The 13,737-nt window shown below is 62.0% G+C and carries 12 protein-coding genes; 4 read left to right on the top strand and 8 right to left on the bottom strand.

Annotated elements, in window-relative coordinates:
* Nucleotides 1-54 precede the first annotated feature (54 nt).
* Nucleotides 55-918 carry a LysR substrate-binding domain-containing protein gene (locus QFX16_RS19450; protein WP_283180963.1) on the top strand — a complete coding sequence of 288 codons (864 nt, stop codon included), beginning with the start codon at nt 55-57 and terminating at the stop codon, nt 916-918.
* 105 nt (nt 919-1,023) lie between these two features.
* Here the strand turns inward: QFX16_RS19450 and QFX16_RS19445 are convergent, their stop codons facing one another.
* Nucleotides 1,024-1,896, bottom strand: coding sequence for a LysR family transcriptional regulator (locus QFX16_RS19445; protein ID WP_283180962.1), 873 nt, complete (start codon nt 1,894-1,896; stop codon nt 1,024-1,026).
* Between the two features lie 268 nt (nt 1,897-2,164).
* Here QFX16_RS19445 and QFX16_RS19440 point away from each other — a divergent pair, with 268 nt between their 5' ends.
* Together QFX16_RS19440 and QFX16_RS19435 are read left to right on the top strand one after the other, a co-directional pair.
* Nucleotides 2,165-3,490, top strand: a complete 1,326-nt coding sequence (locus tag QFX16_RS19440) for an MFS transporter (protein ID WP_283180961.1) — start codon at nt 2,165-2,167, stop codon at nt 3,488-3,490.
* A 10-nt stretch (nt 3,491-3,500) separates the two neighbouring features.
* Entirely contained in the window at nt 3,501-4,892 is a 1,392-nt protein-coding gene (locus QFX16_RS19435; RefSeq protein ID WP_283180960.1) for an FAD-dependent oxidoreductase, read from the top strand.
* Nucleotides 4,893-4,895: 3 nt separating this feature from the next.
* Here the strand turns inward: QFX16_RS19435 and QFX16_RS19430 are convergent, their stop codons facing one another.
* Nucleotides 4,896-6,320, bottom strand: coding sequence for a type VI secretion system Vgr family protein (locus tag QFX16_RS19430; protein WP_283180959.1), 1,425 nt, complete (start codon nt 6,318-6,320; stop codon nt 4,896-4,898).
* Nucleotides 6,321-6,552: 232 nt separating this feature from the next.
* Between QFX16_RS19430 and QFX16_RS19425 the strand changes: the two genes are divergently transcribed.
* Nucleotides 6,553-7,260 (top strand): YebC/PmpR family DNA-binding transcriptional regulator, encoded by a 708-nt coding sequence (locus QFX16_RS19425; protein ID WP_283180958.1) that lies wholly within the window; start codon nt 6,553-6,555, stop codon nt 7,258-7,260.
* Here the strand turns inward: QFX16_RS19425 and QFX16_RS19420 are convergent.
* The 6 genes from QFX16_RS19420 to QFX16_RS19395 all read right to left on the bottom strand — a co-directional run bounded on the left by QFX16_RS19420 (nt 7,257) and on the right by QFX16_RS19395 (nt 13,736).
* Complete coding sequence (locus tag QFX16_RS19420; protein ID WP_283180957.1) at nt 7,257-8,645, bottom strand: protein kinase; 1,389 nt, start codon at nt 8,643-8,645, stop codon at nt 7,257-7,259. The two genes, QFX16_RS19425 and QFX16_RS19420, sit on opposite strands and share 4 nt — an antisense overlap.
* A 463-nt stretch (nt 8,646-9,108) precedes the next feature.
* Nucleotides 9,109-10,155 (bottom strand): ABC transporter substrate-binding protein, encoded by a 1,047-nt coding sequence (locus tag QFX16_RS19415; RefSeq protein ID WP_283180956.1) that lies wholly within the window; start codon nt 10,153-10,155, stop codon nt 9,109-9,111.
* An 18-nt stretch (nt 10,156-10,173) separates the two neighbouring features.
* Nucleotides 10,174-11,289 (bottom strand): NAD(P)/FAD-dependent oxidoreductase, encoded by a 1,116-nt coding sequence (locus QFX16_RS19410; RefSeq protein ID WP_283180955.1) that lies wholly within the window; start codon nt 11,287-11,289, stop codon nt 10,174-10,176.
* The gene (locus QFX16_RS19405; protein ID WP_283180954.1) at nt 11,286-12,647 is read right to left on the bottom strand and encodes an FAD/NAD(P)-dependent oxidoreductase; all 1,362 of its coding nucleotides are present in this window, start codon (nt 12,645-12,647) and stop codon (nt 11,286-11,288) included. The genes QFX16_RS19410 and QFX16_RS19405 overlap by 4 nt, the downstream gene beginning before the upstream one ends.
* Nucleotides 12,644-12,934 (bottom strand): (2Fe-2S)-binding protein, encoded by a 291-nt coding sequence (locus tag QFX16_RS19400; protein WP_123366184.1) that lies wholly within the window; start codon nt 12,932-12,934, stop codon nt 12,644-12,646. Before QFX16_RS19400 ends, QFX16_RS19405 begins: the two co-directional genes overlap by 4 nt.
* A 7-nt stretch (nt 12,935-12,941) precedes the next feature.
* Nucleotides 12,942-13,736: an ABC transporter permease gene (locus QFX16_RS19395; protein ID WP_033057243.1), complete on the bottom strand. Its 795-nt coding sequence runs from the start codon at nt 13,734-13,736 to the stop codon at nt 12,942-12,944.
* Between the last annotated feature and the right edge of the window lies 1 nt (nt 13,737).

The raw sequence follows: 13,737 nt of genomic DNA, 5'->3' as shown, positions 1-13,737 counted from the left end.
CGTGCTATCAATCAAATTGTTTGTTGTTATGCCAGCCATCAGTGAGGGTTATTCATGAACCTGTTCCAGCTCCGCGCATTCGATGCGGTGGCCCGCGAGGGCAGCTTCACCCGGGCCGCCGCGCGACTGTTCATCAGCCAACCGGCGGTCACCGGGCACATCAAGGCGCTGGAGGAGCATTACCAGATCACCCTGTTGCGGCGCACCGCACGACGGGTGGAGCTGACGGAGGAGGGCACCAAACTGGCCGCGATCACCCGGGCGATGTTCGGTCTGGCCGAAGAGGCGCAGGTGATGCTCGAGGCCAACCGGCAGTTGCTGACCGGGCGTCTGGAGGTTGCGGCGGACGGGCCGCACATGGTCATGCCGATGCTCGCCAGCCTGCGCGCGCGGTATCCCGGCATTACCGTGAATCTGCGGCTGGGCAATGCTCAGGAAACCCTGGCGGCGTTATTGTCGGAGCATGCCGACGTGGCGGTGCTGACCGAGGTCGAACCGCGCAAGGGGCTGCATTTGCAAGACTTAAGCGAATCACGGATTTGTGCGCTGGTGCCCGACGGTCATCCCTGGGCGCAGATGTCCAAGGGGGTGCCGCTCAAGGCGCTGGATCAGGTGATCATGGTGTTGCGCGAGCCAAGTTCGATCACCCGGCGCACCTTCGACGAGGCGTGCGCGGCGGCGTTGGTCAGTCCACGGGTGTTACTGGAGCTGGACAGTCGCGAGGCGGTGACCGAAGCCGTCGCCGCAGAGTTGGGGGTTGGCGTGGTGTCGTCGGTGGAGGTCAGCCATGACCCGCGGGTGGCGGCGGTGCCGATTCTTGGTGAAGGGTTGGTTAACCGACACATGATTGGGTGCATGGAACGGCGGCGGAATTTGCGCTTGATACAGGCGTTTTTCGAGTTGGCGCCCGCCTTGTAATCGAGGTGCGCCCTTCGCGAGCAGGCTCGCTCCCACATTGGAACGCATTCCCCTGTGGGAGCGAGCTTGGTCCGGGCGGCGTTCCGACGATGGGGCCGGACCGGCTTACACAAGACTCTCGCGAACCATCTCCAGAAACGTCGCCACCACCCGCCGCGAACTCTGCTCGCGCAAGCACACCAGCGTCTCGGTCAATCGTCGTTTGCAGTCGGTAATCGGCAACGCGCACACCCTCGAATCTGCACCGAATTCGGCAGCTGAAACAACGCCAACACCAATCCCCACGACCACCGCCTCACGCGCCGCTTCCCGGCCTTCAACCTGAATCGCCGGGCGAATGCGAAAGCCTGCCTGAGCCATTTCTTCTTCCAGCGTCTGGCGCGTTACCGAACCGATTTCCCGCAACACCAATGGCGTGTCATCCAGATCCGCTAGGCAAATCGACTCGCGGTCGGCCCACGGATGATTGCGCGAAACGAACGCCACCATCGGGTCGTTGCGCAGCGGCAACGAGATCAGACGTTCGTCACTCACCTCCCGACCCAGCAATGCCAGGTCGGCCTGATAGTTGAACAGCCGAAACAGCGATTCGTCGGTGTTGCCGGTTTCGATCTTCACGCTGATGCCGGGGTAGCGCTCACAAAAGCGAGCAATCTGCGGCAACACGTGCACTGGCGCATCCACCGCGAGAATCAGGCTGCCGGTCTGCAAGGCCCTGGAGTCATGCAAGAGTTCCTGCGCCTCGGCCTCGATAACGAACAATCGCTGGGTAATGCTCAGCAACCGCTCGCCCAGATCGGTCAGGCGTACCGAACGTTTGTTGCGGTGGAACAGCAGCACACTGAAACGCTCTTCGAGCTTGCGCACTTGGTCGGAAATCGCCGGTTGCGTGAGGAATAGCCGCTCGGCCGCTTTGGTAAAGCTTCCGTGCACGGCCACGGCGTGGAAGGCTTTGAGCTGGGCGTGGGAAACCGACATCGAAACCTCCAGTAACAAGCTGAGCTTATATTGGAAATACGATAAATCGATTTCACTTATTAATCAGTAATTGTTTTTATCCACCTCAGCCCCGGTGACTGGTCAGTCAAACAGCGTTGGCGGCCATGAGCCTGTGCGTGCAACAGCAGGACTCATCTGACCGATATCGCCTCAGGGAAGCTGCGATATCGAAGTGCTCAACAATAAAAAAACAGGCGTTATTTCTCAATTTCTGCCGGCACACTCACACCCTGAGGTCAGAACCACAATGGACAAGCACATCGGCACCATCAAGCGTTGGCGCGTGCAGATCTTCGCGATCACCTGGCTCGCTTACGCCGCTTTCTACTTCACCCGCAAAGCTTTTTCCGTGGCAAAACTGGGGATCGCCGAAGACCCCACCTTCATGCTCGACAAAATGGCCATGGCCAACCTCGACGCCATCTACCTCACGGCTTACGCCATCGGGCAATTCACCTGGGGCATCCTGGCCGACCGCTTTGGCCCAAGGGTCGTAGTGTTTGGCGGGTTGTTGATTTCAGCGGCGGCAGCCTTGGTGATGGGCAGTTTCGCGACGTTGCCAATCTTCGCTACCTGCATGTTGATTCAAGGGTTTGCCCAGTCCACCGGCTGGTCCGGGCTGTGCAAGAACCTCGGTAGTTTCTTTCCCTCCGAGCAGCGTGGGCGGGTGCTGGGGTTGTGGAGTTCCTGTTACGCCTTTGGTGGGTTGGTGGCTTCGCCGTTTGCAGGCTGGTGGGCGTATACGCTGATCGGCACTTGGCATGCGGCGTTCTTTTCCAGTGCGGCGGTAGTTGGGCTGGTCGCCGTGCTGTTTTTTATTTTTCAGCGCAACAAACCCGAAGATGTTGGCTTGCCGGCGGTGGAGCCAGAGCCGCAACTGACGGCGCAAGAGGCCGACGCGCAAAGCAAGATCAGCATGCTGGAACCGTTAAAAGACATTCTGCGCAACCGCACCGTGCTGGTTCTGGGCCTCGCGTATTTTCTGCTGAAACCGGCGCGCTACGCGATTCTGCTCTGGGGACCGGTGATCGTCTTCGAGCAGATGCCCTCGGTGGGCAAGGTCGGCGCGGCAATCATTCCGACCGCGTTTGAACTGGCCGGGTTGCTCGGGCCGATTCTGCTGGGGCTCGCTTCGGACAAACTGTTCGGCGCCCGACGCATGCCGGCGTGTGTGCTCAGTCTGTTGGCGTTGACCGTCACCCTGGCCTTGTTCATGGGCGCCCTGCAAACCGGCAGCGTGATGCTGGTGGTGGCCCTGCTGTTCGTCATGGGCCTGACCCTGTATGGACCGGACTCGATGATCAGCGGCGCGGCCGCGATCGATTTCGGCACCGCCAAGGCGGGCGCCACCGCGGCCGGTTTCGTCAATGGTTGCGGCTCGGTTGGGGCGATTCTCGGCGGCTTGCTGCCGGGCTACTTTGACTCGGTCACCGTGTTCATCGTCTTCGCCGGCTGCGCGTTGTTTTCGGCCCTGGTGCTGATCCCGCACTGGAACAGCCGCCCGGCTGGCCTGCGTTCCGAAAGCGTTTTCGTCCCTAACCAACCGATCACCGTAAAACCTCTGCGTACTTAAGGATTGACCCATGAGACCTTTCTGGCTCGAACAGGCGCTGGCGACCGAGTCCTGCGCGCCATGCGAACCCTTGACGGGCGATACCCGCGCCGACGTCTGCATCGTCGGCGGTGGCTACACCGGACTGTGGACCGCGATCATGCTCAAGGAACAGAACCCCGAACTGGATGTGCTGCTGATCGAGGCCGATATCTGCGGCGCCGGTGCCAGTGGTCGCAACGGTGGTTGTGCACTGTCGTGGTCGGCCAAGTACTTCACCCTTGAGCGGCTGTTCGGCGTCGAAGAAGCCGTGCGACTGGTCAAGGAATCGGAGCGCAGCATCCATGCCATCGGCGCCTTTTGCGAGCAGTACGCGGTGGACGCCGATTACCGCCTCGACGGCACGCTCTACACCGCCACCAACCGCGCCCAATGCGGCTCGACCGACGCCGTCATCGCGGCGCTGGAGCGCAATGGCATCAACTCCTTCACCCAACGGCCGGTGGCCGATGTGCAACGCATGGCCGGTTCCAGCAAACATCTGGAAGGCTGGTTTTCCCCGGCGGCGGCCAGTGTGCAGCCGGGCAAACTGGTGCGCGGCTTGCGCCGGGTCGCCTTGCAACTCGGCGTGAGGATTCATGAGCACACCGCCATGACCGGGTTGCAGGAGGGCAAGCCTGCGGGGATTCAAACCCCCAACGGCACCGTTCGCGCGGATCGCGTGGTGCTGGCGATGAACGCCTGGATGGCCCGGGCGTTTCCACAGTTCGAGCGCAGTGTGGCGATTGTTTCCAGCGACATGCTGATCACCGAGCCGCGGCCCGATCTGCTCAACGAGATCGGTTTGACCAGCGGCGTCACCGTGCTCGATTCGCGGATTTTCGTGCACTACTACCACAACACGCCGGACGGCCGAATCATGCTCGGCAAGGGCGGCAACACCTTTGCTTACGGCGGGCGAATGTTGCCGGTGTTCGATCAGCCATCGCCCTATGCCGGTTTGTTGCAGCACAGCCTGAGCGAGTTCTTTCCGGCGTTTGCCCAGGTCAAGGTCGAGGCGACCTGGAACGGTCCGTCTGATCGCTCCGTCACCGGTTTGCCGTTCTTCGGTCAGATGAGCGCCAGTGGCAACGTGTTTTATGGTTTCGGATATTCCGGCAGCGGGGTTGGCCCGTGTCACATGGGCGGGCAGATTCTCGCCTCGATGGTCCAGGGGCTGGACAACGCCTGGACTCGTTCGCCTCTGGTCAACGGTCCGTTGGGCTTGTTTCCGCCGGAACCGATTCGTTACCTCGGCTCCCTGATGGTGCGCAACGCCATCCGCCGCAAGGAGCGCGCCGAGGATCATGGGCATCGGCCACGGCATCTGGATGTGCGTCTGGCGAAGTTCGCGGCGGCGGCAGGCAAGGCCGACAAGGGCTGAGTGTCAGGGCGTGAGGTCCGAGCGATTGACCAGCCAATCGAGCAGCAAGTGGCTATCGCGGCGTGGCGCGGGAACAGGCCGAGTGCGCGGGTGATGGCCCATGCCGACGCACAGCACCGGCCGATCCGGGTCACTGTCGAGAAAACTGATGAGGACGTCGCTGCCTGCCTTGGGCAGGCTGGAGGGGTCAATCCGACCGTCCGGCGCTGCAAGGGCCATCGGTAGCCAGAGACCGGCAGATTCAAGCGGATCCGCTTCCGCTGTTGGCCACAGTCTGACCTGTATTCGACCTCGATCATCCAGCGCCGCCGGCTGCCCGACCGGCCCCAACACCCGGGCGGGCTGATAGCCCGGGATGCTCGGCCTGGTCTGTCTGAGCGCCGGCCTGAAAACCGTTGACCAGGGAATGGCGGTGAACTGATTGCGGTAATGGCGGACAGTGACGGGTGTGTCGGTGGCAAGAATCGAAGGTTGTTGCCCCTGATGTCGGGTTTCGGTGAGCAGCCATTGATCGTTGAAATTCGACAGTGGATGCTCCGACACCTGCACAATCCGTGCGCTGCGCAGTGCGCTCTGGTTGCTTTGACCGTGGATCTGCAGGTGCTGGCAACGCAGACGTTCCAGTTGTCGACGGCTTAGTTGATCGCGATGGATGTGCTCGGGAGCGGGGCGGACCATCACGGGCAATGGTTTGCTGAAAGCATGGTTGGCCGCGCCGTCGTCGGGTTTTTGCGAGCCACGGTTCCTGGCCTCCAGTCGCGAGGGAAAGGGCGGCGAGTCATGGCGCTGGAACAACTCACTGATCACCGGCACGTCACTGTCGTCGGGCGAGTTGCCCTGGAAAGGCGTAAGGACGGGGTCCTGGGGGAAACTCAGGCTGTCATCCGCCAGGACCAGCACATGCCCGTCGCGCTGATGTTCGAAGTGATAGTGAATGCCTTCTTCTTCGCACAGCCGTTGTAGCAATGCCAGATCGCTCTCCTCGTACTGAATGCAAAAAGGCCGGACGGGATAGTGTCCGTTGGATAATTCGAAGCGATAGCTCCCCTCGGGTACATCATGTTCCTCCAGCAGTTGGCGCAGGATCATCGGTACGCTGAGGTGATGAAAGACCCGGCGTGAACGCTGCCGGTCGAGCCATTGAAGGTAGGGCACCAGCACCAGTTTGTAGCCGATCCGGTGTGGGCCGCGATGCTCGCGACTGGCACTGTGAAGGACGCCGTGAACACCCTGGCCCTCCATCAGGCTGAGGAACACCGGCTGTTGCAGCAATTGGTCGAGGTTCATGGCCGGTGCGAGGCCGATCACTTCGATGTCGAATCGATAGGGTTGGTTGAGGGCTTCTCGGCCACTGAACTGCAACACCTGCAAACTCAAATCGCCGTCGAGAAGTGTCAGGGTGAAGGGACTTTCCTTGTCGTTGTGCATCGAACGCGCTTCTGCCATGGGATACGGGCGCAGAGGGTACGAAACCACAGCCCTTTATGGTCACCGCAAATCGAAGTTTCAGAATCGCCCTACAACTGCCGGTGAAGATGTCGATTGGTCATGCGGGTGAACAGGGCGGATTTTTTGGTCGATTGCCAACTTTAGGGCGTATAAACTTGCGCCATGCGTCGGCCAATAGATGTCTCGGCGCCACAGATCAAGAGAGTAAGTAATGGGCGCACAGTGGAAGGTTAAACACAAAGAAGCGGCATCTAACGCCAAGGGCAAGATCTTCGGCAAACTGGTAAAAGAAATCACTATTGCTGCCCGCAACGGTGCCGATACTGCCACCAACGCACACCTGCGTCTGGTGGTCGAGCAGGCCAAGAAAGCCTCGATGCCCAAGGAAACCCTGGATCGCGCGATCAAGAAAGGTGCGGGCCTGTTGGGCGAAACCGTGCAATACCATCGCGTAACCTATGAAGGCTTCGCACCGCATCAGGTACCGCTGATCGTTGAATGCGTGACCGACAACATCAACCGCACCGTTGCTGAAATCCGCGTTGCGTTCCGCAAGGGCCAATTGGGCGCTTCCGGTTCGGTAGCGTGGGACTTCAATCATGTCGGCATGATCGAGGCGTCCCCGGACAGCCCTGACGCCGATCCGGAAATGGCCGCCATCGAAGCCGGCGCCCAGGATTTCGAGCCGGGCGAAGAAGAGGGCACCACCCTGTTCCTGACCGAGCCTGCGGACCTGGACGCCGTGCAGAAAGCCCTGCCAGAGCAAGGTTTCACCGTGTTGTCGGCCAAGTTGGGTTATCAGCCGAAAAACCCGGTCAGTAGTCTGAGCGACGAGCAGATGGCTGAAGTCGAAGCCTTCCTCGAAGGCCTCGATAACCACGATGACGTGCAGGACATGTTTGTCGGGTTGGCGGGTTAAACCGCTTCGAGCGTGTGATGACCTGTGGGGAGGTCCCTCGCCACAGGTTTGTATTGGCTTCCAGTGGTTGAAGCCAATACCGCCAGCGCCTGAATAATTTCGCTGAACCCCGGTCGCTCCAGCACCTGCGGCTGACAGCAGCGCTGCTGCAATTGCTCCAGCTGCACACAGTCCTCATCGCTCAACCCTGAGTCGATCCGCTCCAACAATTCTCCCAGCAAAACACCAAACGCCCGTACCTCGATCCGTTGCAGCGCACGGCTTTCAAGGCTGTCCGAGGTGGCATGGAAAGATGCGGCGCCAAAATCCCCCAGCAGGCAATCACCGTGCTCGTTCCACAAAATGTTGTGGCCGTAGAGGTCGCCGTGGGTGATGCCATGCTGGTGCAAATGTTCGGCTGCCGAGGCGATGCCACAGGCGATGCGCAATGCCACGCCAGCGCTGAACCGGGTGTCGTTGGCGTAAACGTCGCGGGTGCACGACGCCAGGCTCGGCAGCCCGGACAGATTGCGATAGCTCGGATCGATCAGCTGCATCACCAGCCCGGCCTGGGCTTCTGGATGCCCGACGACGCGCCCTTCAACCCGGATCAGGTTGGGGTGACTACCGGCGGTGATGCAGGCGTTCATCTCGTGCAACGGCGAGCCATCGCTGGTCATTTCGCCTTTGTAGAGTTTGACGGCGACCTGTGTGGCCGGTTGGCCCGGTCGATCCCACATTGCGCGATGAATCACCCCTGACGCGCCTTCGCCCAGTTGCTGCTCCAGACACAGTTCGGACCAGGGAATGCGGGGCGTGGCTTCGACAGCGGCCGCATCGGCTTCGGTCTCCAGCGGGTTACCGGCGTACGCCAGCCAGGTCAGGCTCGGCAGGGACAGCAGCCACTCGGGCAACTCGGTCAACCGATTGGCGGCGACGCGGATCAGTTCGAGTCGATGGCAATGACGCAAGCTCTCCGGCAAGCGTTGCAAGCGGTTGCCAGCAAGCATGAGTTTTTGCAGGTGCGGGCGTTCACCCAGCTCGGCGGGCAGTTCAGTGATGCAGTTATCGGTCAGGATCAGCCAGCGCAGCAACGGTGGCAGGGCCGCGCCTGGCACGTGTTCGATGCGGTTGGCCTTGAAGCCGACCATCGTCAGAGCGGCGCATTGGCCCAGGCAGTCGGGCAGTTCGGTGAACAGATTGTCCGAGCAGAACAGCACGCGCAAACGGGTCAGACGGTGCAAGTCGTCCGGCAGACTGCTCAAGGCATTGCCACTGAGGTCGAGGACTTCCAGCGAGTCCGCCAGGTCGAAGACTTCTCGCGGAAACTCCGTCAGGCCGCCGGTGAGGTCCAGGCGGGTAACGCCCGACAGTTGGCCGGCGCGCAGTTGGGCAAGGGTATCCATGAACAGATTCACTATTGATCGAGAGGAGGGCGCGGAGGCCAGAAAATGGGCGCCATGATAGCCGGAAAAGTGTGGTGCAGCTCATGCCGCTATCGCGAGCATGAGCTACGCCACAAAACCTACGGGTCCCTGATTTCGACCAACTGCCCCAAGCGGCTGCGCGTGCGCGCCAGACGGTCGAACGGCCACTGTGATTTCACCCCGTAATCGGCAGGCAGCTCCCCGAGCTGCCGCGCCGTAGTGTAACCAAAGGGGGAATTTCCATTCCAGTTGTGTCGACCTGTAGCAGCTGCCGAGCCTGCGAGGCTGCGTTCGGCTGCAGAGCAGTCGTAAAACCAAACACCGCGGTCATTCAAGAAAACCGCAGAGAATGGATTGGCGACTGCTCCGTCCGAACGCGGCCCGAACCGAACGCAGCCTCGCAGGCTCGGCAGCTGCTACATAGATAGCGCTATGCCGGAAGTTACCGCTCGATACTGCGATTCCACCGCGCATTCCATGCCGGGCGCTGTTCGTTGACCTGATCCCAATCGATCGCAATGGCAGTGGTCAGGTACTGCTTCATCGCCTCCACCTGGCCGCGAGTCTTGTCGGTGGTCGGGGTATTGGGGTTGGACGGGATCTGGTCGCCGTCTTCAAGCGCGGCGGCCTGCGCTTGCGGCGTCAGCAAGAAGGCCGCGAGCTTCTGCGCCAGTTCCGGTTGGGTGTTGTTGGCGATGGCACATTCGGCCACGTTGAGCACCACGGCGCCTTCCTTCGGTTGCGCATATTCCACCGGCATGCCCTTGAGTTTCAGGGCGGTGACCTGGGTCGGCGTCAGTGGGAACAGCGCGGCTTCGTCGGTCTGAAGCATTTCGGAAATCTTCGCCGAACTCGGGATGTACTCCAGCACGTTGCGCCCGACGGTGTTCGGCCACGCCTTGAAGCCTGGCTCGACGTCGGTTTCGCTGCCGCCCTGAATCCGGTTGAACATCAGGAATCCGTGCAGGCCAAAGGTTGAGGAGGCCATCGACTGGAACACCAGTTTGTCCTTGAAGCGCGGGTCGGCCATGTCCATCCACGAGGTCGGCGCGGTCCAGCCGTTCTCCTTGAACAGACGCGTGTTGTACGCCAGCCCGGTCACGCCGAGGCTGACCGCCACCGCTTGATCCTTGATGCGGCCCTTGGCCGGAATCTGCGCCAGCGGTGCGCTGTCTTCGAGTTTGTCGCACAGCCCCATGGCGATGGCGCGGTACATGATGCCGTCGTCGAGGAACATCACGTGCATCTGCGGGTTGCCTTTGCTGGCCTGGACCTTGGCCAGAATATCGGCGGAGGTGCCGGGCACGATCACCACTTTGACGTTATTGGCCTTCTCGAAAACCGGCAGCACCTTGTCGGCGTATAGCCGCTCCATAGTCCCGCCGTTCATGCCCAGGTAAAGCGTCGGTTCGGCCTGGGCCTGGGTGACCGTGAGCAGGGCGGTCAGACAGGAGAAACCGAGCAGTGCACTGCGTTTGACGTTATTCATTGGCGCGACCTTCCTCTATCAAGCAACGGAGATGGAGTGAAACCGGGTGATGGAAAACGCATCCAGTGGCGTCTTTGAGGCGCCGCTGCAGATGATTTCGGTGAGCGCCTGGCCCACCGCGGGGGCGATCTGGAAACCTGCGCCGGCAAAGCCGAACGCGTGCAACAGACCGGGTTGAGTGCCACTGTGGCCGATCACCGGTTGGTGATCGGGCAGGTAACCTTCGGTGCCGCTCCAGGTGCGAATCGCCTGGGCGCCTTCAAGAAACGGATAAAGCTCGACGGCCTGACGCAGGATCTCGATCACGGCGTGCTGGCCCGGCCGGGCGCGGGCGTCGTCGAGGGCAAAACCCTGACCGCCACCCAACACGCAATTGCCGCGAGCGACCTGACGGGCATAGATACCGCCGCCCTCGACCCCGGTGCTGGCATTCATCACCAGCGGCAATGGCTCGGTGACCAGCATCGCCGGGTGCCCGGCGCGCATCGGCACCCCCTCACCGAACTGTTCTGCCAGGGTGCCGGCCCAGGCTCCGGCGCAATTCAGCAGCCAGGGCGTCTGTAGCTCCAGACCGGTTTGCGTACTGATGCGAAAGCGTTGACCGTCGTGTTCCACCGCCGTCACCGGGCATTGTTCATGGACCTGTGCGCCATGTCGCCGCGCCGCCCGGGCAAACGCCGGGGAGACCAGTCGCGGGTTGGCATGACCGTCATCGGGGCAAAACGAGGCGCCGACCGCGACCTCGCCGACCCACGGAAAACGTGCGCGTAATTCACTGCGCTCGAATACCTGCAAATCGAGGCCAAAGCCCCGACTGCTGGCGGCATAGTCTTGCAAGGCGTGCAGGTCGCTGAGGCTGCGGGCCAGTTTCAGGTGGCCGCTGCGCTGATACTCACCGTCGATGCCAATCAGCTGCGGCAGTTGCCCCCAGATGTCGTGGGCCCGCTGCGACAGCGGCAGTTGCGACAACGGTCGCCCCTGACGCCGCACGCCGCCGTAGTTCACGCCGCTGGAATGCGAGCCACAGAAGTCCCGCTCCAGCAGCGCGACACGCCGGCCGGCCTTGCTCAGAAAAAGCGCGGCGGAGGCGCCGACAATACCGCCGCCAATGATGACGGCATCGACTTCGATCATGACTCGACCTCCAAACCAAACGGCAGGGGTTTGATGGGGGCCTGAGCCCGAAGCCTGCCGATGTCGGACACGCAGCGCTGACTTTCGCAGGCAATGATTTCCGCAGCGGCGGCGCCACACATCCGGCCCTGACAGCGGCCCATGCCGACCCGGCAATGGGCCTTGACTCGGTTGATCTCCCAATAGCCCTCGCGCACGACTTGGCGGATGTCACCGGCCGGCACTTCTTCGCAGCGGCAGATCATCAACTCATTCGGGGCATCGGCGGCCCAATTCTCGGGAAAGACGAAGGCCCGTTCCAGGCCTTGGCGGAAGGTATCGATCCGTCCCAGCGCCTGCTCCAATTGCGCACCACGCTGCGGCGGGATCAGGCAACCGATGTCTTCGAGCAACGCCAGAGCCGCGCGTTCGCCGGCCATTTCCGCCGCGTCGGCGCCCATGATGCCGGCGCCGTCACCGGCCAGGTAAACCTCGGCGACACTGCTGCGACCGGCGCTGTCACGTTGCGGCAGCCAGGCGCGGTTGAGCGGGTTCCAGGCGAACTCACAGCCGAGCAGATCGGCGAGTTGGGTTTCACTGCGCAGGCCGTGGGCGAAGGCGACGGCGTCGCAATTAAGATGCTGATAGCCCTTCGCGTTGCGCCAGGTCAGCGATTGCACACGCTGATCGCCATTGATGCCTGTGAGGCTGGCACCTTGATGCACCGGGATGCCGTGGGCGGTCAACCAACTGCGGTAATAGATGCCTTTGGCCAGGGTGGCCGGTTGCGAGAGCAGACCGGGCAGGGCGCGGGCCTGAGTGCTGAAAGGCGAACTGTCGAGCACAGCGACCACCTTGGCGCCGGCCTTGGCGTATTGATACGCCACCAGGTACAGCAACGGCCCGCTGCCGGCGAACACCACGCGTTCACCGATAGCGCAGCCTTGAAACTTGAGGGCGATCTGCGCTGCGCCGAGGCTGTAGACCCCCGGAAGGGTCCAGCCCGGTACCGGCAGAATCCGGTCGGTGGCGCCCGTGGCGACGATCACGCGGGAGAACGCCAGCCGCGCGGCGCGGCCTTCATGCAAGGTGTCAAGCGCACCGTCCTCGGCGTTCCATACCAACGTCTCGGGACGGTAGTCGAGTTGCTCGTGCAACTCATCAATCGTCTGATGCAGCGCGTTGGCCTTGCCGGCTTCGAAGCCATACAGCTTGACCGGCGAGCGCTTGAAGTTTGCCGGTTGTCGACGATAAATCTGCCCGCCACCGCGTGCTGCTTCGTCCAGCAGCACCGGGCGAACGCCGTGGGCGACCAATGTTTGCGCTGCACGAATCCCGGCCGGACCGGCGCCGATGATGACCACCGAGGGTGTGCTCATAAGTGTCGCCCCGGTTCGCGGCTGATCTGCTGCCCGGCTTCGAGCAACGTCGAACAGGCGCGCACGCGTCGACCATCGCCCAGTCTTACCCAGCAGTCCTGACACGCACCCATCATGCAAAACCCGGCGCGGGGTTCGGCGCTGAAGTCGCTGCCGCGCAAGTGTTCGCTGCAGGTCAGCACCGCCGTCAGCAAGGTGTCGCCGAGCAGGCCGGTGGCCGGCGTGCCGTCGAGGGTAAAGTCCAAGGCCGGGCGGTCGCCTTCGGCCAGTCGTTTCAGCAGAGCCATGGCGCCCTCATTGTTTGCCCACCAGAACCCGATCCAGGCCGTAAACCCGGTCGAGCAAAATCATCGTCAGCGCGGTCAGCCCAATCACCAGTGCCGACACCGCCGCCATCATCGGATCGATGGATTCAGTGGCGTACACGTACATCCGCACCGGCAGGGTTTGCGTGGCCGGCGAGGTGACGAAAATTGACAAAGTGACCTCATCGAAACTGTTGATGAACGCCAGCAGCCAGCCACCGGCGACCCCCGGCAGAATCATCGGCAAGGTGATTTCCCTGAACAACGTGAAGCGCCCGGCACCGAGCGATTGCGCGGCGTGTTCGGCGCTGCGATCCAGGCCGATGGCCGACGCCAGCACCAGTCGCAACACGTACGGTGTGATCACCAGCACATGGGCGAAGATCAGCCAGGCGAAGCTGCCATTGACGCCCATCAGCGCAAACAAGCGCAGCAATGCGACACCCAGCACCAAGTGCGGAATGATGATCGGCGACAGGAACAGACCGTTGAAAAAGTCGCGGCCGGGGAACTCGAAGCGCGTGATCGCCAGCGCCGCCGGCACCGCAATCAGCGTCGCCAGACTGGCAGCGCAGAACGCGAGGATCAGGCTGTTGTAGAACGCATCGACAAAGTCTGCGCGCTCGAACACCGCGCGAAACCAGCGCAGGGAAAACTCAGTGGTCGGCAGGCTCAGGGTGTTTTCCGGTGTGAAGGCCACGAGGCAAACCACCACCAGCGGTGCCAGCATGAACAGCACCACCAGGGTATGGAACAGCAGGGCGAAAGGACCGTTCTTGGACATG

Origin of the sequence: Pseudomonas svalbardensis (assembly GCF_030053115.1) — a bacterium.
Classification (GTDB): domain Bacteria; phylum Pseudomonadota; class Gammaproteobacteria; order Pseudomonadales; family Pseudomonadaceae; genus Aquipseudomonas; species Aquipseudomonas svalbardensis.
Note: the sequence above shows the minus strand (reverse complement) of the source record. Positions and strands in the feature narration are given on the sequence as shown.

What these genes read in the sequence shown, in the direction of transcription:
- QFX16_RS19450 (WP_283180963.1), top strand. Translation starts at nt 55, where the DNA reads ATGAACCTGTTCCAGCTCCGCGCATTCGATGCGGTGGCCCGCGAGGGC.
- QFX16_RS19445 (WP_283180962.1), bottom strand. Translation starts at nt 1,896, where the DNA reads ATGTCGGTTTCCCACGCCCAGCTCAAAGCCTTCCACGCCGTGGCCGTG.
- QFX16_RS19440 (WP_283180961.1), top strand. Translation starts at nt 2,165, where the DNA reads ATGGACAAGCACATCGGCACCATCAAGCGTTGGCGCGTGCAGATCTTC.
- QFX16_RS19435 (WP_283180960.1), top strand. Translation starts at nt 3,501, where the DNA reads ATGAGACCTTTCTGGCTCGAACAGGCGCTGGCGACCGAGTCCTGCGCG.
- QFX16_RS19430 (WP_283180959.1), bottom strand. Translation starts at nt 6,320, where the DNA reads ATGCACAACGACAAGGAAAGTCCCTTCACCCTGACACTTCTCGACGGC.
- QFX16_RS19425 (WP_283180958.1), top strand. Translation starts at nt 6,553, where the DNA reads ATGGGCGCACAGTGGAAGGTTAAACACAAAGAAGCGGCATCTAACGCC.
- QFX16_RS19420 (WP_283180957.1), bottom strand. Translation starts at nt 8,645, where the DNA reads ATGGATACCCTTGCCCAACTGCGCGCCGGCCAACTGTCGGGCGTTACC.
- QFX16_RS19415 (WP_283180956.1), bottom strand. Translation starts at nt 10,155, where the DNA reads ATGAATAACGTCAAACGCAGTGCACTGCTCGGTTTCTCCTGTCTGACC.
- QFX16_RS19410 (WP_283180955.1), bottom strand. Translation starts at nt 11,289, where the DNA reads ATGATCGAAGTCGATGCCGTCATCATTGGCGGCGGTATTGTCGGCGCC.
- QFX16_RS19405 (WP_283180954.1), bottom strand. Translation starts at nt 12,647, where the DNA reads ATGAGCACACCCTCGGTGGTCATCATCGGCGCCGGTCCGGCCGGGATT.
- QFX16_RS19400 (WP_123366184.1), bottom strand. Translation starts at nt 12,934, where the DNA reads ATGGCTCTGCTGAAACGACTGGCCGAAGGCGACCGCCCGGCCTTGGAC.
- QFX16_RS19395 (WP_033057243.1), bottom strand. Translation starts at nt 13,736, where the DNA reads ATGTCCAAGAACGGTCCTTTCGCCCTGCTGTTCCATACCCTGGTGGTG.